At 40.4% G+C, this 15670-nt stretch carries 12 protein-coding genes and 1 tRNA gene; 5 read left to right on the top strand and 8 right to left on the bottom strand.

The features are described 5' to 3' along the window. Positions 1-22 precede the first annotated feature (22 nt). The 4 genes from BM380_RS12325 to BM380_RS12340 form a co-directional block, all read right to left on the bottom strand. Complete coding sequence (locus BM380_RS12325; RefSeq protein WP_090494608.1) at positions 23-1012, bottom strand: fatty acid desaturase; 990 nt, start codon at positions 1010-1012, stop codon at positions 23-25. Positions 1013-1177: 165 nt separating this feature from the next. Further along, on the bottom strand, positions 1178-1987 hold the full coding sequence (locus tag BM380_RS12330) for a substrate-binding periplasmic protein (RefSeq protein ID WP_090494798.1): 810 nt from the start codon (positions 1985-1987) through the stop codon (positions 1178-1180). A 1-nt stretch (position 1988) separates the two neighbouring features. Beyond that, the gene (locus tag BM380_RS12335) at positions 1989-3269 is read right to left on the bottom strand and encodes a sensor domain-containing diguanylate cyclase (RefSeq protein WP_090494610.1); all 1281 of its coding nucleotides are present in this window, start codon (positions 3267-3269) and stop codon (positions 1989-1991) included. A 592-nt stretch (positions 3270-3861) separates the two neighbouring features. Then, positions 3862-3946, bottom strand: a tRNA-Leu gene (locus tag BM380_RS12340). A 271-nt stretch (positions 3947-4217) separates the two neighbouring features. Between BM380_RS12340 and BM380_RS12345 the strand changes: the two genes are divergently transcribed. After that, positions 4218-4715, top strand: a complete 498-nt coding sequence (locus BM380_RS12345; protein WP_024601524.1) for an RDD family protein — start codon at positions 4218-4220, stop codon at positions 4713-4715. 114 nt (positions 4716-4829) lie between these two features. On the opposite strand, the gene lptG is transcribed toward BM380_RS12345, so the two are convergent. Together lptG and lptF are read right to left on the bottom strand one after the other, a co-directional pair. After that, entirely contained in the window at positions 4830-5897 is a 1068-nt protein-coding gene (lptG, locus tag BM380_RS12350; RefSeq protein ID WP_016900139.1) for an LPS export ABC transporter permease LptG, read from the bottom strand. Further along, on the bottom strand, positions 5894-7006 hold the full coding sequence (gene lptF, locus BM380_RS12355; RefSeq protein WP_090494800.1) for an LPS export ABC transporter permease LptF: 1113 nt from the start codon (positions 7004-7006) through the stop codon (positions 5894-5896). Before lptF ends, lptG begins: the two co-directional genes overlap by 4 nt. Positions 7007-7313: 307 nt before the next feature. On the opposite strand from lptF, the gene pepA reads away from it, so the two are divergent. The 3 genes from pepA to BM380_RS12370 all read left to right on the top strand — a co-directional run bounded on the left by pepA (position 7314) and on the right by BM380_RS12370 (position 12355). Continuing rightward, complete coding sequence (pepA, locus tag BM380_RS12360; RefSeq protein ID WP_016900137.1) at positions 7314-8825, top strand: leucyl aminopeptidase; 1512 nt, start codon at positions 7314-7316, stop codon at positions 8823-8825. Between the two features lie 172 nt (positions 8826-8997). Further along, positions 8998-9444 carry a DNA polymerase III subunit chi gene (locus BM380_RS12365; RefSeq protein ID WP_090494612.1) on the top strand — a complete coding sequence of 149 codons (447 nt, stop codon included), beginning with the start codon at positions 8998-9000 and terminating at the stop codon, positions 9442-9444. A gap of 58 nt (positions 9445-9502) precedes the next feature. Beyond that, on the top strand, positions 9503-12355 hold the full coding sequence (locus BM380_RS12370; RefSeq protein ID WP_090494614.1) for a valine--tRNA ligase: 2853 nt from the start codon (positions 9503-9505) through the stop codon (positions 12353-12355). Between the two features lie 136 nt (positions 12356-12491). Here BM380_RS12370 and BM380_RS12375 read toward each other — a convergent pair whose 3' ends face one another. Beyond that, entirely contained in the window at positions 12492-13793 is a 1302-nt protein-coding gene (locus BM380_RS12375) for an outer membrane protein transport protein (RefSeq protein ID WP_090494616.1), read from the bottom strand. A gap of 282 nt (positions 13794-14075) precedes the next feature. On the opposite strand from BM380_RS12375, the gene BM380_RS18435 reads away from it, so the two are divergent. Next, the gene (locus BM380_RS18435) at positions 14076-14396 is read left to right on the top strand and encodes a hypothetical protein (RefSeq protein WP_035112674.1); all 321 of its coding nucleotides are present in this window, start codon (positions 14076-14078) and stop codon (positions 14394-14396) included. Here BM380_RS18435 and BM380_RS12380 read toward each other — a convergent pair. Continuing rightward, on the bottom strand, positions 14356-15573 hold the full coding sequence (locus tag BM380_RS12380) for an HD-GYP domain-containing protein (protein ID WP_090494619.1): 1218 nt from the start codon (positions 15571-15573) through the stop codon (positions 14356-14358). The genes BM380_RS18435 and BM380_RS12380 overlap by 41 nt on opposite strands. Positions 15574-15670 lie beyond the last annotated feature (97 nt).

Here is a 15670-nt window from a genome sequence, read left to right on the forward strand (position 1 = left end):
ATGATGCCATTTTCATTGAGTATTACTGATACAAGTTTGCCTGCTTAATACTAGCAAAATCATTAAAACGTACGCCGTGTTGACGCATCACTTCAAGAATTTTTTTGCTAATCATTTGACGTAAATAAAACGGCTGATTCGGCACAAAATGATGAATAGTATGAGTATGCCCAAAGTTAAAACAAAACAAATTAAACGGCATAAACAAACGGCTAGTAATTACGTGAGTTTGCTCAAGCATATTATTAACACCGCCGTAATAATGCATACTGGAGGTAACAAAATTAAGTGAGCTCGAACGTACAATGTTAGGCACTATCAGCACCACCATTAAAAACTCGAACACATTCATTACATCGAGCAATAATGCCGGTGAGTTAGCCGCAATGGGGGTAAATAAATTAATTAAATGAAACGCTATCACACTGTATAAAATAGCAAAATAAGCAGTAGTAATTGGAAAACCTGCGTTAAACACTTTAAAAAAGCTAAACCCTTTAATTTCTTTACTAAAACGTTTTGCGTTAATTAATAAACCAAGCAATCCATCAACAATCACCAATGCACGTAAAAACGGGTTTTTAATACCATTACCTACCAAACGTTCTTCTAGGTCTTGCTCAGTGCCCGACGTTTTGTGGTGATGCAAATGCATCTTGCGACGATACCACGGGCTAATCGTATTAGGGCGCATCAACCACACAGTAAACATCATAAAATTGTGTAAAAAAGGCTGGTTGCTAAAGTACTGCTTATGAATAAGATCGTGCTCAAGCTCGTGCGAAATAGAGGTGGCTATAGCGGCTAATATAATACAAAGCCAAGCAGGGATAATGGCAAAGTAATACAAAGTACCAACCCCAATTAACGCACTTAGCGAGAGCAATAAGATAGCCATTCCCAAGGTGTTTTGATGCATTAACAATGGATGTTTCTGACGAAGCAGCGCTTCTTCAGCCTTAATCGCTTTAACAATGGCTTGAATATTCTGTTTTGCGGTCAATTGAGTCATGATGTTTTATTCGCAACAAGAGGTTGAGGTATATAATATCCGAGTAAAAAACTCAGTACAAAGTAATTTAATACTAATTAATTTACGGGGAAAAAAAGTATAAGATCATAATCAAATTAAATATCTCACTTTCTTAGCACGTGCTATTGGGGCATTTTAAAGCACTTATAAAGCCACATTATACTTTTTAAGAAGCATTTTTTGTTTATCTCCCTTGATAGATAAACGGCCACTGTTCCATATATTTATTAGCGTTTTCCTTCTTTCAGCGGGCATTTTATTTGAAAAAATAGGTATTTCAACCAATTTATTTTCTAAGCCTGGACGCACTATTTTTAATCTATTGTTCCAATCAAATCGATTCAACATGTACTGTAAAACCAGCATATTATCTGCATATAGATCGATTCTGCCCGCTTTAATCATCTGAAAAATCCGTTCTACCACATCGCTAGAGCCCGCGATTACTTCCACTAAATCAGAATTATTTGGATCATCAATATAATTTTGATAATCAACACTTACCGAGCTGTAATCCCACCCAGGCCCTGTTGCAACACGCTTTCCTTGTATAGATTGAATCCCATCATAGCGCCAGGATTCATCCTGCCTAACAACAAAAGCAGTTGGATATGCAAATGTTGCCTCTGTGGCGTACTCGAAACCCACTTCGGTGTCTTGCGAAAATAAATATTCTGGCAACATATCGCAAAGACCATCCGCAACCATATCGAGTCCCCTTGCCAAAGGCACTTCGTAATATTCTAATTGATAGCCTTTTGATGTATATATTTGCTCTAGCATATCAATCACAAAGCCGCGGGCAGGAAAACCCTCTGACGGAAATATGGTCATAGGAGGCCATTGGTCGTAGCAAACTTTTAATGTATTGGCATGACTAAAGTTACCTATACCCAATGCTAACAATAAGGATATAAGCAGCACTTGAGAGATCTTTTTTTTACCTTTAAACATTCTATTTTTCAACACGATCACGTCCTTTATCTTTAGCGCAGTAAAGCTTCAAGTCAGCGACTTTGAATAACTCAATAACTGAGCAGTCTTTTAGCTCGGATGAGGCAACGCCTTGGCTTACAGTATAGATTACAGTTTCACCATCAACTTCTAAGGTTGAATCAACCACAGCCTTTCTTATTTTACTAGCGAGTTTGAATGCGTTATCAAGCCCTGTGTTTGGAAGAAATAGTGCAAACTCCTCTCCACCCACTCTACCAATAAGGTCAGACTCTCTTATCATGCTCTGAACTGTGTCGGTAAAATGAATAAGCACCTTATCACCAACAAAATGTCCATACGTATCGTTAATGTTTTTAAAGTAGTCTAAGTCAATTAAAATAAAAGATGCGGGTAATTTCTGTCGCTGAGAAAGTTCTAGCAAATGATTTGCTGTATCAAAAAAGCTCCCCCGATTTAAAGTACCCGTTAGAGAGTCTCTTGTTGCAAGCGTTTTAAGTTTTTCATTTAATACTTGTAGATCTTTTGTACGTTTTGTAACGGCCTCTTCCAGCCAATCTCGTTTAGATTTTTCATCCTCGAGTAATCGCTCCCGATCCCTTTCCATACTAAAGAGCATCGTATTCATATGATCTTGGAGCTGGCTGAGCTCGTTGTTTTCAATATGTGAAAGATTGATCCGTTTACGTGTATTTTTACTTGATTGGACCTCATTAACTTGTTGCATCAATTCTTTTAAAGGCCTGGCTAGGTAACGATCGAAAGCCCAAATAAATAACCCAAACAAAATTGATAATTTTATCATTGCCGTAATAGCAATTAAGAAAAAACCAAATAAAACACGATCTAAAACCACCTCAGACGATGAATAGAGCACCAATGTGCCAAGAAAAACCCGTGTACCATTAAGCGTCCAATACAACTCAGATTTAGTTTCAAAAATTGAGAGAGGAAGTGAGGCTTGAGTGTAAGAACGTTTAGAAATCATGCTTTTGCCATGTTTGTCAAAAACATCAACCCCCTCAATAACCGGCATTTTAACAAGCCCATCAACGAGTACACCTAACTGAGTTTGGTCATATTGCCACAAACTCGTCGAAACAGGACCCTGAACAGTTTCTTGCAACTGTTTTAATTCATAGGAGATTGAGTTTTGTGTTTTTAAGTATTCAGTTAAAAACTGCATGCTTGTTATGAGGCAGGTTACAAACAAGTAGATAGAGAAAATAACGCGCATCATTTTTTTAGATAAACTGTTTGGACTACGGTAACTTGCAAACATTAACAATGGCACTTCTTAATAAACTTTATAGTTGAGCTTAGGTTAATTACATTCTTAATGGAAGCAAAGAACAGCATAAGGAATAAGTGTTCTCATTTCTGGCGGCTTTAGGCTATTCAAATTTAAGGCATAAAAAAACCCCAACTAATTTGGTCGGGGCTATAACGTATATAGCTGAATAAATAATTCATCCCTGAAGCTGCATCCATCGTTCATTCATGAACTCACTTCGAGTCACTGCGAAACTACGTTTCGGTTCACTCTCACCCAGCGGCCGGACTTTTACTTATAACAGCGGCACCTCACGTGCCGCTCAAGTCCAGCCACTCAAATTTAAGGCATAAAAAAACCCCAACCAATTTGGTCGGGGCTATAACGTATATAGCTGAATAAATAATTCATCCCTGAAGCTGCATCCATCGTTCATCCATGAACTCACTTCGAGTCACTGCGAAACTACGTTTCGGTTCACTCTCACCCAGTGGCCGGACTTTTACTTATAACAGCGGCACCTCACGTGCCGCTAAAGTTCAGCCACTCAAATTTAAGGCATAAAAAAACCCCTGCTAAATCTAGCAGGGGCTATAAAAAGTGGTACCAGCGGCCGGACTTGAACCGGCACGCCTTGCGGCAGGGGATTTTGAATCCCCCATGTATACCAATTTCATCACGCTGGCATCATTTTTCTTTAACCTTCTAAACACGAGAAGATAAAGAAAAACCACTTTAGAGTGAAAGATTATGTACCCTCTTCCATCTCATTGCTTAGCATTATACAAACAATAAGCAAAGCGGCAAGCGTTTTATGTATTAAGCATGATCAAACGCTTAACATTTAGGCACCCATTAACATTTGAGCCAATATCGAGTTAAGCACGTAGCGTAATAGGTAGTATTTGACGGCTTATTTGCTAAACTATCGCGCACATTAACAGTGAGAGTATATTTATGTTGGCTGAGTTTCCACGGGCAGGGTTTTGGCGCCGTTTTGCGTCATTGGTGTACGATACATTAGCTATTATCGCTTTTGCGATGCTAACGGTGGTATTGTATTTATTTGCTATTCAAGGGCTTATTTCCCTTGATGTTATTGCCCTTAATGGCGCTGAAGATGTCTCAGCACGTATTCAGGACTCACTGTTACTTTCAGGGATTCGCAGCTCACTGTTAGTTCTGGTTGGTTTGGTGTTTTTTGGTTATTTTTGGACTAAAAGCGGGCAAACAATTGGTATGCGTGCGTGGCGATTAAAAGTACAAACCCATCAGGGAAACTTAATTAGCTGGCCACAAGCCATTATCCGCAGTATCAGCGCATTGCTGGGTTTAGGTAATTTAGTGGTATTAGTGGATTTTAAAAATAAAAAAGCACTACAAGATTATTTATCAAAAACCGAAGTGGTTACGCTCACCAAAGAAGAAAATAAACGTGTTTATCGCGAACTATGATATCAATCCGCAATAATACTTAATTAAGCGAATTGGTATAATCTCAAGCTAAAGAATAAAAAAACGTGGCGCTTTTTATAAAGGCCGCGTTTTTTATTTAAGCTTTAAATTTAGTTATACCCGCTTATTCATTAAATAAGCTGCAAACCCAGTAAATAAAATGCTCGGTAGAACAGCGCCTATAATCGCTGGAATTTGATATACCATTACCACAGGGCCAAATATCTCATTGGTTAGGTGGAACACAATACCGGTTACCACCCCCATAATAATTCGTGCCCCCATAGTTACAGTTCGCAGCGGACCAAATATAAACGACAAGGCAACCAACAACATTACGGCAATAGACACGGGCTGCATTAATTTACGCCAGAGCGCTAAATCATAGGTGCTGGTGTCTTGCTCATTTTGTTGTAAGTAAGCTAAATATGACCATAGCCCGGAAAACGACAGTGATTCTGGTTTTACCGATACCACGCCTAGCTTTTCGGCGGTAAGCTGCGACGGATAAAACTCTTCAGAAACTTGTTCAGTGGTAATTAACTCTTCGCTGATCATCACTTTATTTACATCGCGCAATAGCCAACCACTATCTCGCCCTACGGCTTCTTTTGCTTTGGTGATTTGTGTTAGTGATAACGATTTATCAAAATGATACATGTTAACGCCGCGCAGCATGCCATTTTGGTCAACATCTTCAATGTTAATGAAGTTATTACCATCTTTAGCCCACACTCCTTTTTGCGCATTAAATACATCCCCACCATGAATCGCTTGATTACGCATTTCCTTAGCGTGCAGCTGTGCAGCAGGAGCGCCCCACTCGCCTAAAGCCATTACGCACAGTGCCATAAAAATAGCGGTTTTCATTACTGAGCCAATAATTTGTAATCGCGACATCCCCGCCGCTTGCATTACTACCAACTCACTATTTGAGGCAAGCGCTCCTAATCCAGTTAAGCCACCAATAAGTGCAGCCATAGGAAAAAACACCACTAAATCATCTGGAATACTGTAAATAGTGTACAGCATGGCAGTCATTATATCGTAGCTCCCGCGCCCTACAGATTTAAGCTGCTCAATAAACTTTATTAATGTACTAATACCCACTAGCACCATTAACGCAAACCCTGTGGTTTGTAAAATGCTACGGCCTAAGTACCAATCAAGTGTTTTCATCATAGGTTTTGCTCCCGCTTAGTGACGACAGCTTTAAGCCAAGCACCTAATGGACGGCCTCTAATAATTAATAAGCTACCAATAAATAATGCACTTAAATGAATCCACCACAGTCCAATTGATGGCGGAATTTTGCCATCCTCTACTGCAAATTTGGCCGCATTAAGTAAAATAAAATAACCTAAATACAAGCTGATAGCGGGTACCAATTTTGCAAATTTACCTTGGCGAGGGTTTACTACACTCAAAGGCACGGCCAGCAAAGTTAATAACGGAATGGAAAGTGGGATCGCTAGACGCCACTGCCACTGTGCAATTGCTTCGGGAGTATTAATTGACATAAGTTCACCGGTTGGCACAGCTTCTAATTTACGACGTTGATGCTCTATTTCTTGTTCGCGAATTTGTACGCTGTAACCATCAAACTCAGTTAAGTTAAGCGAAGGCGCTTCGCCATCAGTTTCGTAGCGTTTACCATCAGTAAGTACTAACTGCTGCTCACCATTTTGTGCTTCAATTACAACGCCTTGCTCAGCGTATACTAAACGCGCTAAATCGCCTTTTTCACTATCTGGTAACTGCGCAACAAATACTTTATTAAGTTCTTTGCCGCCATTTTCAATATTATGAATAAATACCACGGCTTTTTCGTTACCGGTTTGTTGAAAACGCCCAGCTCTAAGCGCCGATAATCCAGCATCCGCCTTTGCTTGCTCTTTTAATTGATATTCTTGCTCGCTAGCCCAAGGTGCAACATACAAGGTAAGTACCGCGGCGAGTAACGCTAAGATGACACTAGAAATAAGCGTAATGCGCACCACATACCACTCACTCACGCCACAAGCTTTAAGTACCGTCATTTCACTGTCAGCGTAAATACGGCTATAAGCTAAAATAATTCCTAAAAATAAACTCAGAGGTAAAATTAATGATGCTAACTGTGGCAACTTAAGCGCAATCATTGCGAACACGAGTTTTGCTGGGATACTCCCCTCTGAGGCATCACCAAGAATAACAACAAACTTTTGCGACAAAAATATGGTCATTAAAGTTAAAAATACGGCGACCTGCGATTTTAAAACCTCAGTGGTCAAATAACGGAAAATTAGCAACATTCGCCCCTGTTAAACATGGAATTTCAATATAATAATAAAAAACGATGAGTGAACTAGTTAATTCACTCATTTTAAATGAGTATTAAGCACATATTATAAGCCATCAATATTAATTATCCTACCTAACATCACGATATAATGTTGCATTAGTTACCCTTAAGCATATAAAGTTCAAATACACAGTAAGAGTCGAGTAAAATCTACTAATATTAGCGCTAGACCTAAAAATTTAGGTAAAAAGACTAGAAAACACATTTTTAGTCCCAATTTAGCTTCTATAGATGACTCAAAATCAGGAGTGACAATGGAATTCAACGTAAAAAGTGGTAGCCCAGAAAAACAACGCAGTGCGTGTATTGTTGTGGGTGTGTATGAACCACGCAGGTTATCCCCCATTGGTGAACAACTTGATAAAATTAGCGATGGTTATATCTCTAATTTATTACGCCGTGGCGACTTAGAAGGTAAGCCAGGACAAGTACTACTATTGCATCATGTGCCCAATATTTTAAGCGAACGTATTTTACTTGTTGGCTGCGGTAAAGAACGCGAACTTGACGATAAACAATATAAGCAAATTATTTCTAAAACTATCAACACGCTAAACGAAACGGGTTCAATGGAGGCCGTGTGCTTTTTAACTGAACAACATGTTAAAGGGCGTGATACCTATTGGAAAGTACGTCAAGCGGTGGAAACAACACAAGATTGCCTTTACACCTTTAATCAGCTGAAAAGTAAAAAAGTAGACCCTCGCCGCCCACTACGTAAAATGGTGTTTAATGTGCCTACACGCCGTGAACTGACTATAGGCGAAAGTGCCATTGAGCATGGTTTAGCGATTGCTGCAGGTAGTAAGCTGTGTAAAGACGTTGCTAATATGCCGCCTAATATTTGTAACCCGGCATACCTTGGCGAGCAAGCCAAAGAACTGGAAGCTAATTTTGATAACATCACTGTTGAGCTAATTGGCGAAGATAAAATGGCCGAACTAGGAATGAACTCATACCTAGCAGTAGGTCGTGGCAGCGATAACGAATCAGTTATGTCAGTAATTAACTACAAAGGCGCAGGCGATGACCAAGCGCCTATCGTTCTCGTTGGTAAAGGCTTAACCTTTGACTCAGGCGGTATTTCATTAAAACCAGGCGAAGGCATGGATGAAATGAAATACGACATGGGGGGCGCAGCTGGTGTTATTGGCGCTATGCGCTCACTTGCACAAATGCAGCTACCTATAAACGTAATTGGTGTTTTAGCCGGCTGTGAAAACATGCCAAGCTCAAACGCCTATCGCCCAGGAGACATACTAACAACTATGTCTGGGCAAACGGTAGAAGTACTTAACACCGATGCCGAAGGCCGTTTAGTATTATGTGATGCGCTGACCTATGTTGAACGTTTTGAGCCTGAAACCGTGATTGATGTTGCAACCTTAACCGGTGCGTGTATTGTCGCTTTAGGTGCCCATGCTACGGGTTTATTAGCTAATCATAATCCACTGGCGCATGACTTATTAAAAGCGTCTGAGCAAAGTGGCGATCGTGCATGGCAACTGCCATTATGGGATGATTATCAAGATCAACTTGAAAGCCCGTTTGCCGACTTTACTAATTTAGGTGGGCGCGCTGCAGGTACTATTACCGCGGCCTGTTTCTTATCTAAATTTACTAAAAAGTATAACTGGGCTCATTTAGATATTGCCGGTACTGCATGGCGCAGCGGCGCTAAAAAAGGCGCAACAGGTCGTCCTGTTCCTATGCTGACTCAGTATTTATTAAACCGAGCTGGTATTAGCGAAGCAACTCACGACTAACAAACCAACACAGGGCTTCACAGCTCAATGTAGAGTATAAAATAAGGCGCTTTTAAAGCGCCTTATTTATTGGGTATTAATTGAAGCAAACCCCGTTATATGGCAAAATCCCCTTCTTAATTTGTGTGTATTTAATAACAGCACAATCAATGTCATGGGAAACCCCGATACAATGAACATGAATGCCCAGTTTTTCATTTTAAAGCAACAAGATGAGTCATTAGCTAAAGTCGATGATCACTTTGCTTTAGCAGCTCAAATAGCTGGGCAACAGTATCGGCTTGGTCAACGCATATTTATTTTTGTAGATAGCGAAGAAACCGCCAACAGCATTGACGAAACTATTTGGACATTTGATGCCGACAGTTTTGTACCTCACAATTTACAAGGCGAAGGCCCAAAAGGCGGCGCACCTGTAGAAATAGGCACAACACCACCCGTTGGTAATCGTAAAGTATTAATTAACTTGGCCAATCACTTACCGGATTTTATTCGTCGGTTTAACCAAGTTTTTGATTTTGTACCCGTAGAGCCCGTAGCCAAACAAGCCGCTCGTGAGCGCTTTAAAAAACTACGCCAACTCGGTGCCAATATCACCACGCAAGATATTAATCGCTAACGCTCACTGCGTACAAAGCTAACTAACTCATTTAAGTACTTATTTAAGGTTCTGTGTAATGGATAAAACCTACAATCCGCAAGATATTGAACAGTCTCTCTATCAAGACTGGGAACAAAAAGGCTATTTTAAGCCATCTGGCCAAGGCACCCCATATTCAATTATGATCCCGCCGCCAAATGTCACGGGTAGCTTACACATGGGCCACGCTTTCCAAGATACTATCATGGATACCTTAACGCGCTTTAAACGTATGCAAGGTAACAATACGTTGTGGCAAGTAGGTACTGACCACGCAGGTATTGCCACGCAGATGCTAGTAGAGCGTAAACTTGCGGCAGAAGAAGGTAAAACACGCCACGATTTAGGCCGTGATGCATTCATCGATAAAATTTGGGAATGGAAAAACGAGTCTGGTGGCACGATAACCAAACAATTACGTCGCCTTGGTGCTTCTGTTGATTGGGACCGTGAACGTTTTACTATGGACGATGGCCTGTCTGAAGCTGTTAAAGAAGTGTTTGTACGCCTTCATAAAGAAAACCTAATTTATCGCGGTAAACGCCTGGTTAACTGGGATCCAAAATTACACACGGCTATTTCTGATCTTGAAGTTGAAAACAAAGACAAGCAAGGTCACATGTGGAACTTACGCTACCCACTTGCTGATGGCATAACTACACAAGACGGTAAAGACTACATTGTTGTTGCAACCACGCGCCCAGAAACCATGCTGGGTGACTCAGGTGTTGCAGTAAACCCAGATGACGAACGCTATCAAGACCTAATCGGTAAAGAGATTTTACTACCGATTGTTAATCGTCGTATTAAAATTGTTGCCGATGAACATGCCGATAAAGACAAAGGTACAGGCTGTGTAAAAATCACGCCAGCGCACGACTTTAACGATAACGAAGTAGGTAAACGTCATCAAATGCCGATGATTAATATCTTCGATAAAGACGCGGCTATTTTAACAAAAGGTGAAACATACACCTTTGATGGTAAAGAACTTGAATTTGACGCGCCTATTCCTGAGCGCCTGCATGGCCTTGACCGTTTTGACGCACGAAAAGCCATTGTTGCTGAATTTGAAGAGCTAGGCCTACTTGAAAAAATTGAAGACCATGGCTTAACCGTTCCTTACGGTGACCGCTCTGGTGTTGTTATTGAACCACTACTTACTGACCAATGGTATGTGCGAGTTGCACCACTTGCTGAACCTGCAAAAGACGCAGTTAAAAACGGCGACATCCAATTTGTACCTAAGCAATATGAAAACATGTACTTTTCGTGGATGAATGACGTACAAGATTGGTGTATTTCACGTCAGCTTTGGTGGGGTCACCGTATTCCAGCTTGGTACGATAGCGAAGGTAACGTATACGTTGGCCGTGATGAAGCAGAAGTTCGCCGCGATAACAACATTGCAGATAGCGTAGCACTTAGCCAAGACGAAGACGTTCTTGATACGTGGTTTTCATCTGCACTTTGGACATTCTCAACTCAAGGTTGGCCAGAAAATACTGATGACTTAAAAACCTTTCACCCGTCTGATGTGTTGGTAACCGGTTTTGATATTATTTTCTTCTGGGTTGCGCGTATGATCATGATGACGCTGCATTTTATAAAAGATGAAAATGGCAAACCACAAGTGCCATTCAAAACGGTTTATGTAACTGGCCTAATACGTGACGATAATGGCGATAAAATGTCGAAGTCAAAAGGTAACGTACTTGACCCACTAGACATGATTGATGGCATTGGCCTTGAAGACTTAGTACAAAAGCGTACTGGTAACATGATGCAGCCTAAACTTGCCGCTAAAATTGAAAAAGATACCCGCAAAGTATTTGCAAACGGTATTGAAGCACACGGTACCGACGCACTGCGCTTTACTTTAGCTGCCATGGCATCAACCGGTCGTGATATCAACTGGGATATGAACCGTCTTGAAGGTTACCGTAACTTCTGTAATAAATTATGGAACGCAAGCCGTTACGTATTAATGAACACAGAAGAGCAAGACTGTGGCTTTAACGACAGTGAAAAACAGTACTCGTTAGCTGATCGTTGGATTTTAGGCCAATATGAAGCAACGGTTAAAGCCTACACCGAACACCTTGATAACTACCGTTTTGATTTAGCGGCGAACACGCTTTATGAATTCACCTGGAATCAGTTCTGTGATTGGTACTTAGAGCTGACGAAGCCGGTATTATTTAAAGGCAATGAAGCACAGCAACGCGGTACACGTCATACCCTTATTACCGTACTTGAAAGCTTATTACGCTTAATGCACCCAATGATGCCTTACATCACTGAAACGATTTGGCAACGTGTTGCACCACTTGCTGGCCTTGAAACAGCGGGTACCAGTATTATGGTTCAGGGTTTCCCTGTTTATAACCAAGCCAATGTTGATGCACAAGCAATGGACGATTTAGAGTGGGTTAAGCAATTCATTTTAGCAATTCGTAATATCCGTGGTGAAATGGATATCAGCCCAAGTAAACCACTTAGCGTTTTACTGGCTAACGCATCAAGCGATGATGTACGCCGTATAAACGAGAATGAATCATTCCTAGCGTCATTAGCTAAGCTTGAAGCGTTTACCCTGCTTGAAAACAAAGACGATGCTCCAGCGTGTGCGACCTCTTATGTTGGCAATCTTGAGATTATGATCCCAATGGCGGGCTTAATTGACGTTGAAGCCGAGCTTACACGTATTAACAAGCAACTTGAAAAAGCAGAAAAAGGGCTAGCCCAAGTGCAAAACAAACTCGCTAACGAAAAGTTTGTTAACAACGCACCTGAAGCAGTACTGGCTAAAGAAAATGCTAAGCTAGCTGAATTTACCGATGCTAAAACTAAGCTACTTGAGCAAAAAACTAAGATTGAAAGCTTATAATTAAACCGTTACGGATGGCTTATGCTATTCGTAAACATTTAATTTATAAGTATAAAAAAAGCCGCTTACTTCATTTGAACTAAGCGGCTTTTTTATGTCTAGGCTCTAGGCTCTAGGCTCTAGGCTCTAGGCAGAATTAGAACGTGTAGTTATACTGAGCACCAATAAGTACTGCATGACCTTTTGATTCAAAAGACCATTGCTGAGGTAGCGTTTCGCTTTCTACTTTTTCAGTGAACTTTTGCGTTTTACCACGTAATACACTCACACCTAAATCAACATTTGAGTTTTCATCGATCGCATAGTTACCACCGAACGAGAACCAGAAACGGTCTGTATCAGGAATAGAAATTGATAAATGCTGTTGTGACACTGGCGACTCATCAAACGCAAAGCCGGCACGTAGCATTAAGTTTTCGCTGTATTGGTAATCAGCACCGATTGAGTAGCGCATTGCATCAGAGAAATCTTCTGTTTTTTCAAACGCGCTGAACTTGTCACCTGTAGGCGCTGTTACTTGTGCTTCTAATGAATCAAAGCTGCTCCAACCTGTCCATAATACGCTGTAGTGAACGCCTAGCTTTTCATCTAACTGGTGAGAACCAGAGAACTCAGCAATTGCTGGTAATGTAATTTCAACAGAGCCCGGTAATTCAAGCTGTCCGTTTAATCCACCAGGAATAAATGAAGGTAGTTCATTCGAGTATTCACCTTCAAAAGTAATATCTGTTTCTGTACGGTAGTTAAAACCAAAGCGGCTATTTTCATCTAATTGATACATTAAGCCGACGTTTAAGCCGTAGCCCATATCATCACCTTCAAGGTGAACAGCATCAGCACTTGCAGGAATAGAAGCAATAGCAGGGTTTACAGGAGGTACTACACCAAACTTACGGATAATCTTCGCTTCTGCATAAATTGCATTCAAACCAATACCAAAGCTAAACTGCTCTGATACTTTATAAGCAACACTTGCGTTCATGTTTACAGTAACAATTTCAGTTTCACCGGCAATTTGGCCAGCTGCGTAATCATCGTTAAACTCAGTAGCAAGGCCAAAGTTTGAAAAAGCACCAAACCCAACCGATACTTTATCGTTTACTGGCATAGTGAAATAACCTGCTGGAATAATCGCGCTTGGTGCAATGCTGTCATCATCTAGTACGCTGTTATCCAAACCGTAAGCATTACCTGTGCCTTTAAGGCTCACATCAGGAATGACAGCCATAGCTGCAACACTAAGTTGCTTCTCTTTAAACAACGTCATTAATGCTGGGTTACGTGCAACCACAGACGCATCGTCTGCTACAGATGCTTCACCTGCGTATGCACGACCTAAACCAGATACGTTTTGCTCAGCAAGCTGAAAAGCCGCTGCAAAAGTATCAGCTGAAACAAATGCCAGCGATGCCGCAATAAGAGTTTTAGTAAATTTCATTGTTGTGTCCTTAGCCAAACTTACTGTTTGGATAGCTATGTGTGTTGTTATTAGAGTTTCAAACCTGCGTACCCTACCTTAATTTTTTATAAAAAACCTTACTAAAACGTTAAAAAAAGCCAAAAAACACGTTTTTTAACGACAATTTAACAACTATTTAAAACTCATCGGACAAGAAGTGTGGTATTAGAGTATATACTCTAATGAGATTAATTCTTATTTGCATTGACTTAAAATACTTTGCAATTTACACTGCAAATAAAATCACAAAGGGAGAAAACTGTGATCATTTTACTTATTCTTGCTGGGCTTATTTTTTGCGGCATTAGTGTTTATTTCTTTTATAAGGCAAATTATTGCGCGTGTACGCGTGCTGGGAAATGTGACAATCCTGTCAATCAATATTGGCTCGCAGCCATTGCCATGGCGATTATTGCTTTGAGTTTTTGCTGCTTAGCGCTGCATGTAGAATTAGGCACACTGTTGTGGTTAACGCTGATGGGGAGCTGCTTTTTGGGTGGCTATATTTCTGTTAAAACAAACGAAAAAAGAAGATGTAACGCTAAAGCAGTAAATGCTCTTTTAAAAGCCGAGGCAAATTAATCTTATAATCAGCGGGTTTGACACTTGCCTGTATTTTTATCTCGTTATTATTTAAGCTTAAATCTATATCTTTTGCGGTAACATGGTGGTTATGTTTAGCATTGTAAAAAAGCTTCACTTTAGGTTTGATAGGGTTTGAATGATTGCCCTCTAGCACCAACGCCAAACGCTCATTAGTTAACTTAACAATAGTTCCTACTGGGTGTACACCTAAACACTTAATAAATAACTGTACTAACTCTGCATCAAACAGCTGTTTGTTAGCCAACAAATAGCGAAGCGCATTAATTGGCTCATCACCCTCTTGATGCGGTCTATCTGCTGTCAATGCATCGTATACGTCTACAATCGCAATGATCCGAGCTGGGCGGCTTAATTTGCTTCCATCTACACCTCTTGGATAGCCTGAACCATCAAGACGCTCATGATGATTTACAATCATATCAAGCATTAAAGGCGTAATACCTTTTCCGCCTTTTAACAATCCTAAGCTTTGTGCGACATGCTTTTTTATTGCCGTCATTTCGTTACCCGTGACTTTTCCTGGTTTGGAAAATATCCCTTGCGGTAACTTAGCCTGACCTAAGTCATGCATTAAAGCCCCCATTGCAAGCTCTTGCACAACAGCGCGTTTATAACCTAAGTATTTAGCAAACACCGCTGTAAAAATGGTGCAGTTGATCATATGACGCCAGTTGTAACTGTGCTTATCTTTGATCCGAGTTAAAATAGTCATAGCGTGTTCATTACGAAATACAGAGCTCACTATTTCATTACTTATTTCATTGAGCGCTTCAATATTAAGTGACAAACCTGATGTTAAATCACCAAAAATACTTTGTAGTTTTCTGTTGTGCGCATCATAACTCACACTGGCTTTTGCAAACTCTTGCTCTAAGCTTATAGCAACCTTTGCCTTAACAGGCTTATCTTGCTTAGCTACAGGAGCTTGTGATTTTTGTTTTTCTTTGTATTTAGCTGGTACGGCGACATCACTTTTTGTAAAGTCAATGAGAAGCTCAAGCACCCCTTCGGTAATTAAACGCTGAATGATTGATTTATCACGAACCAAACCACTGGTTTTAATTTTTATGCCATCCACACTCTCCTGCTGCTTAGTAACGCTATTTACGTACATGCCTGGAACGAGTTCTGATATAGGTAAGGTGATTAGCATAAAAATGAGGGTTTCTATAATTAATGAATATATACTTTAAATAGCATTATTTAGCTATAAAAGTCTAGCTTTTGAGTTCAGGGTAATAATAAATGAT

This window comes from Pseudoalteromonas sp. DSM 26666 (assembly GCF_900116475.1).
Lineage (GTDB): Bacteria > Pseudomonadota > Gammaproteobacteria > Enterobacterales > Alteromonadaceae > Pseudoalteromonas > Pseudoalteromonas tetraodonis.